Source organism: Pleomorphomonas sp. T1.2MG-36 (assembly GCF_950100655.1).
GTDB lineage: Bacteria > Pseudomonadota > Alphaproteobacteria > Rhizobiales > Pleomorphomonadaceae > Pleomorphomonas.
The window spans coordinates 887,124-898,601 of sequence record NZ_CATNLY010000012.1 but is presented as its reverse complement, the minus strand read 5'-3'; the positions used below and the strand labels follow the sequence as shown (position 1 = coordinate 898,601).

Below are 11,478 nucleotides of genomic sequence, written 5' to 3'. Positions count from 1 at the left end.
CATCCATTTCATCGAAGGAGGACGTCCGTTGCAGTTGGGTGCCGCAATGTCACCGTATTGCAACAATCATAGTCTCGGTCACGAGTTGGTCAGTGAGCATAGTATTGCAGATTTGCGGCGGTGGAATTGTATTCCCCCGGTCTGGCTGAATATTCCTGTGTGCTTAGTGGGCGTGCGGGGCTTGGATCGTCGATTCCGGTGGAACCGTCATCATCCTGCAAAGTTTCTTTGGCGGGTAATCAGCCGATCTTCTGTCTATCGGGAAGATGCAGGAACTGAAGGAGAGCGCCTTGTCCAACCCGGCCCCCAAGAAGGCACCGATCCGCCGCCACCGCACTCTGTTTCTCTCCGACCTGCACCTCGGTGCGATTGGAGCGCGCGCCGATTTGGTTCTCCGCTTCCTTGAGCACAACCGGGCCGACACCTACATGCTCGTCGGTGACATTCTCGACGCCGGCGTGCCGTTCTCCCTGGCGCGTCCCACGGCCTGCGACGCGGTGATCGAGCACCTTCGCCGACGGCATTCGGAAGGAGCCAGGCTCATTTATCTCATTGGAAATCACGATCCGGCGCCATCTCTCGTTCCGAGCGGACGACGTCTGCCGGTCGAGGCCTGTGATGAGGTTGTTCATGTCGCGGCCGATGGCCGGCGATATCTGGTGGTCCACGGCCACCATCAGGACCGGGCTTTCATCCGCAGCCATCTTCTGACGCGCATCGGCACCTATCTGGAGAGTCTTGCCCGCCTGATCTGCGCGGCCGTGGTGCCGAGCGAGGACTGTCGCGCACCGGTCTGGGGCGGGAAGATCGACAGAGCGTTCGCAGCGGTCAACACCGCGCTTCACTTCGGACGAGGGCATGAGCGTCGTTTGGTCGACCTGGCTCGCCAACGCGGCATCGACGGCGTAATTTGCGGCCACTATCATATGGCTGGCCTGCATGACCGCCACGGTCTCCTCTATGCCAATTGTGGCGACTGGGTTACAAGCATGACTTGTCTATCCGAGGACTACAATGGTCGTTTGCATCTGGTCGATGGCCGGGCCTTGTCGGCAGTCGGCTCAGGCCTCCGTACTGAAGCCCAGGTGGCCCACGCATGACAGAAGCCGTGATCGTTCTTGCCGCAGCCTTGCTAGCCGCCCATCTCCTCACCGTCAGCCTCTATCTCTTTCGCTTGCGTCGGCGGTCGTCACGGAAAGGTACCATCGGCACGCCGCGGGTGACGCTGTTGCGCCCTGTCTGCGGTCGGGAGGCGTTCGACAGGGAAACGCTGGCGAGCTCGTTCGCCCAGGATTATCCCGACTATGAGGTCATCTTCTGCGCTCCCTCGGAGGACGATCCGTCGGTGCCGCTGCTTCGCGAACTGATCGCCGAGCATCCGAACCGACCGGCCCGTCTTTTCGTCGGCGAACGGCGGATTACCCGCAATCCCAAGCTCAACAACCTCTGGGCCGGCTGGCAGGCGGCCGAGACCGATTGGGTCTGCATGGCCGACAGCAATCTGCGCCTGCCGCCCGATTATCTCAGCACCGTCGTTGCGTCCTGGGACGAGGAGACCGGCCTCGTCTCATCGCCACCGGTGGGCGAGCGCCCCGAAGGTCTGGCCGGCTCGCTGGAATGCGCCTTTCTCAACGGCAATCAGGCGCGCCTGCAACTTGCCTCCGACAGTCTCGGCAACGGCTTTGCTCAAGGCAAGACGCTGTTCTGGAATCGCAAGATGCTGAACGAGGCCGGTGGGCTGGAAGCTCTCGGCCGATACCTCGCCGAGGATGTCAACGCGACCAAGCTGGTGCATGCCGCCGGTCTCAAGGTGCGGCTGACGCCTCTGCCCTTTGCCCAGCCGATCGGCCGGCGATCGCTTCGTGACGTTTGGAATCGCCAACTGCGCTGGAGCCGCGTCCGCCGCGATGGCTTCCCGCTGTTGTTCGCCGTCGAACCGCTCAACGGCCCCATGGTTCCGTTCGCTCTGGCGGCGGTCGCCGCTGCGCGGCTTGACATGTCCGTGGTGTTGCTGCCGGCCATCGCCGTGATCTGGTATGGCGCCGAACTGATCCTGATGCGGCGCGCCGGATGGCCCTCGGCCTGGCGCGACATCCTGGCTTTGCCGCTCCGGGACCTGCTGTTGCCGGCCCTGTGGCTGGCAACCTTCCTGAAGCGCGACATCGAATGGCGCGGCAATGCCATTTCGCCGCACGGTTCCGACGAGCCCATGACACCGGTCCTGGTGGACCATGATTGAGCACGCCGAGCTCGTCTCGATGATGTCGAGCTATGGCTTGTGGGTGCTGACGCCTCTTGCCGTCCTTGAGGGGCCGATCGTCACGGTCATTGCCGGCTATCTGGCCAGCCTGTCGATCCTCAGTCTCTGGCTGATCGTTCCGTGCGTTATCATCGCCGATATCGTCGGCGATTGCCTGATGTATCTGCTCGGCCGGCTGGCGCTCGGCAGTCTCAGCCCCAGATGGCGCGACCGTTTGGGCCTGTCGCGACGGCGGCTTTTCCATCTGATGCGCGGCTTCCGCCGCAACGGAACCCGGATCCTCGTCGCGGCCAAGCTGACCCACGCCGCCGGTTTCGCGGCCCTGACGGCCGCCGGCGCGGCCCGCATGCCGTTCATGGAGTTCCTTGTCGCCAACACCTTGGCGAGCATCCCGAAAAGCCTGTTCTTCGTGGTTCTCGGCTACCTGTTCGGCAGTGCCTACGAAACCATAGCCAAGTGGTTGTCGGGCGAGGCGGCGTTGATAATGCTGGCGCTTGTCCTCGGCCTGTTCACCATCATCTATCTTCGGCGCAGACGAGTTCGCCGATGACCGGCCAGAGCTTCACGTGCCTCATTCCGGCATTCAACGAGGCGGAGCGCCTTCCCGGCGTCCTCGCCGCCGTGGTCGGCCACCCGAGCTTCGAACGGGTCGTGGTCGTCGACGACGGCTCGACCGACGGTACCGGCGATGTCGCCTTGCGACACGGCGCCGAGCTGCTTCGCGCGCCGAGCAACGGCGGCAAGACGCGCGCGCTTCGCCTCGGTCTCGAAACCGTTCGCACGAGTCATGTGGTGCTGATCGATGCCGACCTTCTCGGATTGACGCCGGCCGTCATCAGTTCGCTGATCACGCCGGTGGCGGCGGGGACCGCCTACGCTTCGGTCTCCTTGCGCGGCAATGCGCCCTGGGTTTGGCGGCGCATCGGCATCGACTACATTTCCGGCGAGCGCGTACTGCCGATGGCGCTGATCGCCGATCGCTTGGATTCGCTGGATCGTCTCCGCCGGTTCGGCTTCGAGGTTTTCCTCAACGAGCTTCTCGTCGCGACGGGGAGGCCGATCGCCATCGTCCAGTGGCCGGATGTCGCAAGCCCCGCCAAGGCCGCCAAGCGCGGCCTCTGGCGCGGCTTGCTCGCCGATGCGGGCATGCTCGCCGACATCGCCCGCACCATCGGCGTCATGGGCTTCGTCGGCCAGATCCGTCAGTTGCGCCGATTGGCGGCGTCGTGACCGTGGCGTTCCGTCTTTGACGACGCCGTCCTTCAAGCGGGGCGGCTATTCCAAGGACGATCTGTCCGACGCCATGGACCAGACCGTGATGAACAGGGCTGCGATCAGCGGGCCGACGATGAACCCGTTGACGCCGATGAGCGTGATGCCGCCGAGCGTGGAGATGAGGATCACGTAGTCCGGCATCCGCGCGCCTTTTCCCACCAGCGGAGGCCGCAGGAGGTTGTCGACCAGCCCGATGACCAGCACGCCCGCCGCGATCAGTGCCACGCCTTTGGCAACCTCTCCCGACAGCAGAAGATAGCCGGCGGCGGGAACCCAGACCGCGGCCGCGCCGATCACCGGCAGCAGGGAGAAGAGCGCCATGACGACGCCCCACAGGAGTGCGCCGTTGAGGCCCAGAAGCCAGAACACGATCCCGCCGATCGCCCCCTGAATGATGGCGATCACCACATTGCCTTTGACGGTTGCCGTGATCACGTCCGAGAACTTCTTCAGAAACCGGTCCGTCTGTTGATCTGCCAGCGGGCTCGCCTTTCGAATGGCAACCGACAGTCCGGCGCCGTCGCGAAAAAGGAAGAAGAGAAGATAGAGCATCACGCCGCCGACGACGATCAGCTGGGCTGCTCCCTGGCCGATGCCGAGGGCCTGCGGGGCGGCCCATTGGGTGACCTGTCCCAGGATCGAGTTGAAGCGCTGCTGCAGCTCGTCCACCGAGCCAAGAGTGATGTGGTCGAAGGCTTCGAGGAGAAAGGAGGGCGACACCGCTCGAATGCGCTCCTCCAGCGAGGCCAGGTCTATGTTGTGCGAGGAGAGCCAATTGTAGACGTTCGAAATCTCGCGCGCGACCGCCGTGAAGACGAATGCGGCGGGGACGAGAACGACGAAGACGCAGGCGAGAACGCTGATTCCGGCGGCGATGTTCCGGTGCGGATGCAGCCGAAGAGCGATGGCTCTGTGGAACGGATGAAACAGGACGGCGAGGACGACCGCCCACAGGATCGCGCCGTAGAAGGGGAGCACCAGCCAAATGAACGCGACCGACGAGAGTACCAACAGCACGACGAAGCTTGCCTGCTGAACCCGTCTTTCCTGCATCGTGCGTCCTCGGTTTCGGTTGCCTCCGGGGCATGACCGAAAGGTTGATCGGTTGGTGGCGCCATGCCCGCCCAGCCGCATTGCCGATTGCCGTGAAGAAGGATCACGAAAGAAAAGGATAGACGCTCGATCCGGACAACACAAGGATTGGGCGGGGCGGCTTGGCAACGGGCGATTGCGCGACGAAATAGGCATGGCGGCGCCCATGTCGACGCCGCCACGCTTTCTCTATCGCTCGGACACCTCAAGCGAGGCGTTCAGGCCGGAACGGCCAGCCCGAAACGAACGGCCGCCGCCCTGAGACAGTCCTCGAAGGCGGAAAGGTCCGACCAGATGCGGTCCTGTTCGACCTGCCGCCGGACGAGGATGCCGCCGAGCGTCTCGATGCCGCCGTCGATCATCAGATTGTCCGCCATGCCGTGATCCTCGACCATCATGCCGTCGGGGCCACGCGTTGCGCCGTCTGCCGCCTTGGCGATGGCCCCCTGGTAGTAGTCGTCCCTGAGGCGCTCGAAATAGGGGCGTATGGTGTTGGTGTAGCCATACGCCGCCCGGCCGAGCGCGCACATGAAGCCGAGTTCGAACGCGGTGCCGATGTCGGCCGAGATGCCCCTGAACGGCGTCAGGTTGGCGATGATCAGGTCCGACGCCCGCATGGCCTTCTCATTGGCGAGACTGATGCGGTGGCCGAACTCGAACAGCGACAGCCCTGTCGGGTCGAGTTCGTCCTCGGCAATGCCGTTGGGCAGGAAGCCGTAGGCGAGGGCGAGGTCATTCTTGGCGGCGATGATCGCCGCGCCTTCGGTGAGGAACACCTCCGGCCCGGCGAGATAGGCGCGCGGCCGGCTCACGTCAGCCTCCCGTCGGAGAGCGCCTTCATGATCCAGTCCTTGTATTTCTGCTCCTTGTCCTTGATCTCGGGGACGACCTTCGATGCCTCGGACATGAAGAACAGATAGTCGCGGCCCATCTCCTGGCCGCGCCGGGTATGCATGTCGAGCGCCACGTCCGGGATTTCCGGCAGATTGTCGCCGAGCTCGATGGAACGCTTCGCCCAGTTGACCATGTCGTCGGAGGTGCGGTCCTTCTCGCTCTTGGTCAGGACGCGGATAGCGTGGGCGGCGAACAGGAAGCGATCACCGGCCGGGCGCGGATAGCGCTTGTGCTGCTGGTAGAGCGTCTCGATCAGGACGGGCGCATTGGGATTGCCGAAACCGATGTCCTCCACCGCCATCACGCAGAGGCGCGACCACATCATCTCCTCCATTTCCGGGCTGGTGATGAACATCTCCCAGCCGAGGAGCAGAACGTTGTCGGTCATGCCCCGCCTCGTGCATTTCTGCAGGGCGGAGATGACCTCGTCGGCAAAGAAGCCGTGCTCGGTTGTGGTGCGCTGCCACGGATCGGGGGGCTGCTGAACCTTGACCATCTTGTCTGTCCTTTCACTGTCTTGATGCGGGAGGTCAAACCGCCCGCGGTTCGATCCAGCGCCCGTTGTGTCAAAGCGGTGTCCGGATGATCTTTGGTCGCGCCGGATGGCTAGGTCCAGCGACGGAGAACGCGACGCTCGGCGGCAAGCGCCAAGCCGAAACAGGCCACCGAGGTGATGGTGGCGATCAGGGAGGTGGCGAGCGCCCGCTCGGTATCGAACTCGCCGGCTGCCTTGCGGAACATGTAGCCCAGGCCGTCGGTCCCCATCAGGAACTCGGCAACGACGGCGGCGAGGACGGCTTCGGGCGCGGTCAGGCGGAAGGCCAGCATCAGGTTGGGCACCGCCGACGGCAACACCAAGCGGGTGAACCGCTGAAATCGCGAACCGCCGAACACGCGGAACAGGTCGTCGCTGCCCGGCGGCAGGGCCCTGAGGCCGGCGCCGACGTAAACGAAGGCGGGGAAGAAACAGATCAACGAAACGATGGCGACCACCGTCCTGACGTCATAGCCGAGAAGGCGGGCGATGATCGGGATCAGCGTCACCACCGGGATCGATGTGAAGATCAGGCCGAGCGGGGTCAGCAGGCCGTTCAGGATGCGCGACGACCAGCTGAGTATCGCCAGGCCCGCCCCCAGCAGGAAGCCGAGCAGCAGACCGACGACGGCGACGAGAAAGGTCCGCCCGGCCGGTTCGGCATAACTCAGCGGGTCGCCGACGAAATCCTTGGCGACCGCCAGCGGGCCCGGCAGCACGATGGACGAAAGGCCCGTCGCCGAAACCCAGATTTGCCAGCCCGCCACGATCAGCGCCACGGCCCAGTAGCGGCGCAGCAGATTGGCGATGGAGACGACGGCGATCATCGCATGCGCTCCTGTATGAGGCGTTCCGCGAGGCTGAACAGGGCGAACATCGCGAGCGACGCAACGGCCGTGATCAGCACGGCGCTCCAAAGGAGCGGAATCTGGAAGTTCTGCATGGCCGAGACGATCAGGAGGCCGAGGCCGCGCGAGGCGCCGAACCACTCGCCGATGATGGCGCCGATGAAGGCGATCGGCACCGACAGTTTCATGGCGGATGCAATGGCCGGCAGCGCCGACGGCAAGTCGAGCCTCAGCGTGACCGAAAGCCGGCTCGCGCCCAGCACGGCGAACAGGTCGCGATGCGAGGCGCTTGCCGTGGACAGCCCCGAAGTCGCGGCGACGTAGAAGATGTAGCCGACGCCGAGGCCCGAAATGATGGGCGGTGTCGCATCGGCGCTGGCCAGCACGATCAACAGCGGTGCCAGCGCGATCGACGGAATGGCATGGATGACGGCGACCAGCCGGTCGAGACCGGGGCGGACCGGCGCGATCAGGTGGCTGGCAAGCGCCAGGATGAGGCCGCCAGAAGCGCCGCAAAGGTAGCCTATGGCGACCGACGTGAAGCTTGCGGCGGCGGCCCGACCGAACAGCGGCAACTTGGCGGGCGTCGTCAGGAAGGCCAGCACGGTCGACAATGGCGGCCAGGTGAGGCCGGCGAGGCGATAGGTGCCGATCACCTCCCAGGCAATCAGGAACAGCGATATGCCGATCAATCCCAGCACGAAGGACTGGCTGCGGGCGGAGGTCATGCGGGCGCTCCTTCCGGCTCCAGTGCTTCGGTCAGCCTGTCGACCAGATCGTGGAATGCCGGCTCGCGCATCACGGCCGGCGCACGCGGGCGAGCGAAGGGAGCCGGCAGGTCGAGGATGACCCGGCCCGGCCGCCCGCTCATCACGACCACGCGGTCGGCGAGAAACAGGGCTTCGTCGACGGAATGGGTGACCAGAAGCGTCGTGATGCGGTGGCGGCTCCAGATGCGCTGCAACTCGACGTTCATCTGCCGGCGCGTGACGGCATCAAGGGCGCCGAACGGTTCGTCGAGCAGCAGCACTTCGGGCTCCAGCACCAGGGCGCGGGCGATGGAGGCGCGCTGGCGCATGCCGCCCGACAGTTGCTTGGGGCGGGCCTTCTCGAAACCGGCCAGACCGACCAGGGCAATCAGGTCCTTGACCCGCGCCTTGTCGACCGATCGTCCGGCCAGATGGAAGGGCAGGGCGACGTTGGCCTCGATGTCGAGCCAGGGCAGCAGCGCGTGATCCTGGAACGCCACGCCTAGCCGATGGCTTTGGCAAAGCTCGGCCGGTGCCTTGCCCTCGATGGTGACGCGACCGGCCGTCGCCCCTTCCAGCGCGGCCACGAGACGAAGGATCGTGCTCTTGCCGCAACCGGACGGCCCGAGCAGGGCGACGAACTCGCCAGGAGCAATGGTCAGGTCGATATCGACCAGCGCCGTCAGCTCCTGCCCGTCGCCGAGGCGGAAGGTCTTGCTGACGCGATCGATGCGAATGGCGGGCTTGTCGGACATGGATGCCTGCGATCTGCGAACGCCCTCGTCGGCCCCTAGTGGTTCGACCGAGACATTTGCATCCGCTTGATACTGGCCTCAGAGCAAATGTCTCGGTCAAGAGAACCACTAGCAAGTTATTGGGCTTGTGGAGCTTTTGAATTTGACATTTGAGCGAGCGCTCTATGTCAGGCGGGACTCAAATGTCAAATTCGCTCCACTAGGGCGGGCCGGCGGGGTGTCGTTGACGGGACGTGTTCAGCTGGCGGCGAGCGCCTCTTCGAGCGGGCCGAGATCGATCAGATCCTTGGCCGGCGGCACGTCCTTGTGTCCGGACAGGCGAGCAACCTCCGCCATCGGGCCGTCCACCAGGGCCGGATCGAACCAGAACAGCTTGTCGGAGCCCGCCGCCTTGGTCAGGGGAATCTGCAGTTCGTTCTGGCGGATCTGCTGGTCCATATCGAGCCCGAGATCGGCGCCGAACTTGTTGACCGCCAGATCGGCCGCGACCTTGGGATCCCTAGCGTTTTCCTTCCAGCCTTTGATGTAGGCCTTGAAGTAGCTGACGATGGCCGCGCGGTTTTCCTTGACGAAGGACTTGTGCGCGACCAGCACGCCACCGGGCGCCTTGTAGCCGAGCGTATCCTGCAAGGTGACGAAGAAGTCTTTGCCCTCGACCATGCCCATTTTCTCCAGCGTGATCGGCTGGTTGGTGGCAAAGCAGAAATAGGCGTCGCCGTCTCCGGCCAGCAGCGGCTCCGGCGAGAAGCCGGTGGGAACCATGGTGTACTCAAGCGGCAGGCCGGCGTTGCGCAGGATGATCTCGACGATGGTCTTGTTGGCGGGAGTCTGGCCGAGAATGCGGGCCCCCACGAGGTCCTTGGGTTCGCGTACGGGCTTCTTGGCAAGCGAGAGCAGGGCCGCCGGGCTGGTCGGGAAGGCCGAGGCCAGGATGACCAGATCGTTGTTCTTCTCGTAGGCGTCGATGAATGGCAGCCAGTCGCTGGCGGCGAACTGCGCCTTGCCCGATTCCAGCACGACGAGCGGGTCGGGGGCATTCGGTCCGCCGGGGCTGTAGCTAAAGTCTATTCCCTCGGCGGCGTAATATCCGTTCTCCAGGGCGATCCATACGCCGGCGTGCTCGACATTGGGTACCCAGCCCATGGCGAGCTTGAGCGGTGTGGCGGCGAAGGCCACGGAAGCCGGCAGCATTGTTGCAAGGCCGGCAGCCGCGGACGCGCGCAGGAGTTGGCGGCGGCTCAACATCGGCGAAAAGACAGGGTCGGCAGGCATCGAAAAGCGTCCTTTCCTTGAAGGCAGACTGGCGGCGGCAAGCGAATTGTATTTTTTGTTACATCCAAGGCTAGCATATGTTACTAAAACTCCAAGCACGATGAAAAGGCAACCATGCCGCAATTTCAGTCAAACCCTCTTGGGCGTTTGCCGGACACCACGGCCGTTGCCCGGCGCATTGCCGACAAGTATGGCGACATGACCGGAGCCGTGCGGCGGTTCGCCGACCTCGTGAAGGCCGAACCTCTCAAGGTGGCGCGCATGAGCATTCACGAGGCCGTCGTGGGCGCCGACGTGTCGGTGGCCACCGCCAACCGCTTCGCGCGTCTTATCGGCTTTTCCGGCTATGCCGAGTTCCGCGCCGAGCTCATCCGGGGCTTTGAGAAGCTGTTCGAGCCGGTCGATGCGATGAAACGGCATCGGGCCGAGGCGGGCAGCGCCTTCGAAGTGCTGGAGGCGTCGCTCAGGGAGGATATCGCCAACATCGAGGCGACGCTGCGCTCCCTCGATCCGGCAGCGACCGAACGGGCCGTCGACATGATCGCGCGGGCCGAGAAAGTGTTCGTGCTGGGCTTTGAAAACGCCGCCCAGCTTGCGGGAATGCTCGCCTGCGGGCTGGAGATGACGGGCATTCCGACGCGCAGCCCCGAAAACGGCGGCGGCATGGTCGGCGTGGCGCGGCAGCTGTTCAAATATGGTCCGAAGGATCTGCTGATCCCGATCGCCTTCTCACTCTACATGCGCGACACCATCGTGATGACGCGCTACGCGAGGCGGGCCGGCATCCCCGTTCTGGCCATCACCGACTTTCTCGATTCCCCGCTGGTCCCGCTGGCGGATCAGACCCTTTTCGTGACCGCCTACCACTCCATGCATCCGCCGTCCGATACGGCGATCCTCGCGCTGATCGAGGCTTTGATCGCCGCCGTTGCGCGCCAGCGGCCGGGGGCGCCCGAGGTGGCGGAAAAGTTCGCGAGCTTCGCCTATCCCTGGATGCGCAGCACCGGTCCCGATTGGTCGCCGGAGGAATAGAGCCGGCTCAGGCCGGGCCGACTTCCTGGGCATGAACGACGATGTCCGCCCCATCGATCAGGATCACGTTGTAGGCGGGCGTCTCGAAGCCGACGGCAAAGTCCTTGGCGCCGAACAGCGGCGCGGTCTGGTGGTTGGTGCCGCGCCCGGTGCTGATGGCCATGCCGTTCCAGGTTCCGGAGCACAGGCGATGCACGTGCCCGGCGAAGATGTGGCGGACGTTGCCGTGGCGGGCGAGAACGCCCGCGAAGGCCTTGGGGTCGGCAAGCTTCACCGCGTCGAGCGGCGGCATGCCGATATCGAACGGCGGGTGGTGCATGAAGACGAGTATGGGGGCGGGTGCCTCGCCGAGCTGCCGGTCGAGCCAGGCTAGACGACGTTCGCAAAGCCGACCCGCGACGGCACCCTCGTCGAGCGTGTCGAGGAACAGGCACGAAACGGGGCTCGTCCGCACGACCGACTGAATGAAGCCCTCCTCGGCCGGCGCATCCGGAAAAACGGCCCGAAAAGCCGCGCGGTCGTCATGGTTGCCGAGCAGCAGGCGAGACGGCGCAGCCAGGGGCGCCAGAAGCTCGGCGAGCAACCGATAGGAGGCTGGCGAGCCGTCGTCGGAAAGGTCGCCGGTGAACACGACGAGGTCGGCATCGGCGTGATGGCGGTTGATGTCGGCGATCACCTTGGCGAGGTTGGCCGCCGGGTCCAGCCCGCAGATCGGCTTGCCATCCCCACGCAGATGCGGATCGGTGATCTGGATCAGCTTCATGGT

The 11,478-nt window shown here is 64.7% G+C and carries 13 protein-coding genes; 5 read left to right on the top strand and 8 right to left on the bottom strand.

What is annotated here, in order from left to right; all coding sequences use genetic code 11:
- The first annotated feature begins 290 nt into the window (after positions 1 to 290).
- The 4 genes from QQZ18_RS11035 to QQZ18_RS11020 are packed head-to-tail and all read left to right on the top strand — an operon-like array spanning position 291 to position 3,490.
- Positions 291 to 1,100 (top strand): UDP-2,3-diacylglucosamine diphosphatase, encoded by an 810-nt coding sequence (locus tag QQZ18_RS11035; protein ID WP_284540928.1) that lies wholly within the window; start codon positions 291 to 293, stop codon positions 1,098 to 1,100.
- Complete coding sequence (locus QQZ18_RS11030; protein WP_284540927.1) at positions 1,097 to 2,239, top strand: ceramide glucosyltransferase; 1,143 nt, start codon at positions 1,097 to 1,099, stop codon at positions 2,237 to 2,239. The genes QQZ18_RS11035 and QQZ18_RS11030 overlap by 4 nt, the downstream gene beginning before the upstream one ends.
- Positions 2,232 to 2,810, top strand: a complete 579-nt coding sequence (locus QQZ18_RS11025) for a DedA family protein (RefSeq protein WP_284540926.1) — start codon at positions 2,232 to 2,234, stop codon at positions 2,808 to 2,810. Before QQZ18_RS11030 ends, QQZ18_RS11025 begins: the two co-directional genes overlap by 8 nt.
- Positions 2,807 to 3,490, top strand: a complete 684-nt coding sequence (locus QQZ18_RS11020; RefSeq protein ID WP_284540925.1) for a glycosyltransferase family 2 protein — start codon at positions 2,807 to 2,809, stop codon at positions 3,488 to 3,490. The genes QQZ18_RS11025 and QQZ18_RS11020 overlap by 4 nt, the downstream gene beginning before the upstream one ends.
- Before the next feature lie 45 nt (positions 3,491 to 3,535).
- Here QQZ18_RS11020 and QQZ18_RS11015 read toward each other — a convergent pair whose 3' ends face one another.
- From QQZ18_RS11015 to QQZ18_RS10985, 7 genes are all read right to left on the bottom strand, one after another.
- Positions 3,536 to 4,588, bottom strand: a complete 1,053-nt coding sequence (locus tag QQZ18_RS11015; protein WP_284541032.1) for an AI-2E family transporter — start codon at positions 4,586 to 4,588, stop codon at positions 3,536 to 3,538.
- Between the two features lie 257 nt (positions 4,589 to 4,845).
- Complete coding sequence (locus QQZ18_RS11010; RefSeq protein WP_284540924.1) at positions 4,846 to 5,439, bottom strand: nucleoside 2-deoxyribosyltransferase; 594 nt, start codon at positions 5,437 to 5,439, stop codon at positions 4,846 to 4,848.
- Positions 5,436 to 6,017 (bottom strand): AAA family ATPase, encoded by a 582-nt coding sequence (locus QQZ18_RS11005; RefSeq protein WP_284540923.1) that lies wholly within the window; start codon positions 6,015 to 6,017, stop codon positions 5,436 to 5,438. The genes QQZ18_RS11010 and QQZ18_RS11005 overlap by 4 nt, the downstream gene beginning before the upstream one ends.
- 110 nt (positions 6,018 to 6,127) lie before the next feature.
- Complete coding sequence (locus QQZ18_RS11000; protein WP_284540922.1) at positions 6,128 to 6,883, bottom strand: ABC transporter permease; 756 nt, start codon at positions 6,881 to 6,883, stop codon at positions 6,128 to 6,130.
- The gene (locus QQZ18_RS10995; RefSeq protein WP_284540921.1) at positions 6,880 to 7,632 is read right to left on the bottom strand and encodes an ABC transporter permease; all 753 of its coding nucleotides are present in this window, start codon (positions 7,630 to 7,632) and stop codon (positions 6,880 to 6,882) included. The genes QQZ18_RS11000 and QQZ18_RS10995 overlap by 4 nt, the downstream gene beginning before the upstream one ends.
- On the bottom strand, positions 7,629 to 8,408 hold the full coding sequence (locus QQZ18_RS10990) for an ABC transporter ATP-binding protein (protein ID WP_284540920.1): 780 nt from the start codon (positions 8,406 to 8,408) through the stop codon (positions 7,629 to 7,631). The genes QQZ18_RS10995 and QQZ18_RS10990 overlap by 4 nt, the downstream gene beginning before the upstream one ends.
- Before the next feature lie 237 nt (positions 8,409 to 8,645).
- A complete protein-coding gene (locus tag QQZ18_RS10985) occupies positions 8,646 to 9,599 on the bottom strand; it encodes an ABC transporter substrate-binding protein (protein WP_284540919.1) in 954 nt (317 codons plus the stop codon).
- Positions 9,600 to 9,794: 195 nt separating this feature from the next.
- Here QQZ18_RS10985 and QQZ18_RS10980 point away from each other — a divergent pair, with 195 nt between their 5' ends.
- On the top strand, positions 9,795 to 10,712 hold the full coding sequence (locus QQZ18_RS10980) for a MurR/RpiR family transcriptional regulator (RefSeq protein WP_284540918.1): 918 nt from the start codon (positions 9,795 to 9,797) through the stop codon (positions 10,710 to 10,712).
- Positions 10,713 to 10,719: 7 nt separating this feature from the next.
- Here the strand turns inward: QQZ18_RS10980 and QQZ18_RS10975 are convergent, their stop codons facing one another.
- Positions 10,720 to 11,475: a phosphodiesterase gene (locus tag QQZ18_RS10975; protein ID WP_284540917.1), complete on the bottom strand. Its 756-nt coding sequence runs from the start codon at positions 11,473 to 11,475 to the stop codon at positions 10,720 to 10,722.
- Positions 11,476 to 11,478 lie beyond the last annotated feature (3 nt).

Excerpts from the sequence above, each read along its gene's own strand:
- QQZ18_RS11005 (WP_284540923.1), bottom strand. The coding sequence starts at position 6,017 with ATGGTCAAGGTTCAGCAGCCCCCCGATCCGTGGCAGCGCACCACAACC.
- QQZ18_RS10985 (WP_284540919.1), bottom strand. The coding sequence starts at position 9,599 with ATGCTGCCGGCTTCCGTGGCCTTCGCCGCCACACCGCTCAAGCTCGCC.
- QQZ18_RS11015 (WP_284541032.1), bottom strand. The coding sequence starts at position 4,588 with ATGCAGGAAAGACGGGTTCAGCAGGCAAGCTTCGTCGTGCTGTTGGTA.
- QQZ18_RS11020 (WP_284540925.1), top strand. The coding sequence starts at position 2,807 with ATGACCGGCCAGAGCTTCACGTGCCTCATTCCGGCATTCAACGAGGCG.
- QQZ18_RS11025 (WP_284540926.1), top strand. The coding sequence starts at position 2,232 with ATGATTGAGCACGCCGAGCTCGTCTCGATGATGTCGAGCTATGGCTTG.
- QQZ18_RS11030 (WP_284540927.1), top strand. The coding sequence starts at position 1,097 with ATGACAGAAGCCGTGATCGTTCTTGCCGCAGCCTTGCTAGCCGCCCAT.
- QQZ18_RS10995 (WP_284540921.1), bottom strand. The coding sequence starts at position 7,632 with ATGACCTCCGCCCGCAGCCAGTCCTTCGTGCTGGGATTGATCGGCATA.
- QQZ18_RS10980 (WP_284540918.1), top strand. The coding sequence starts at position 9,795 with ATGCCGCAATTTCAGTCAAACCCTCTTGGGCGTTTGCCGGACACCACG.
- QQZ18_RS10990 (WP_284540920.1), bottom strand. The coding sequence starts at position 8,408 with ATGTCCGACAAGCCCGCCATTCGCATCGATCGCGTCAGCAAGACCTTC.
- QQZ18_RS11000 (WP_284540922.1), bottom strand. The coding sequence starts at position 6,883 with ATGATCGCCGTCGTCTCCATCGCCAATCTGCTGCGCCGCTACTGGGCC.
- QQZ18_RS10975 (WP_284540917.1), bottom strand. The coding sequence starts at position 11,475 with ATGAAGCTGATCCAGATCACCGATCCGCATCTGCGTGGGGATGGCAAG.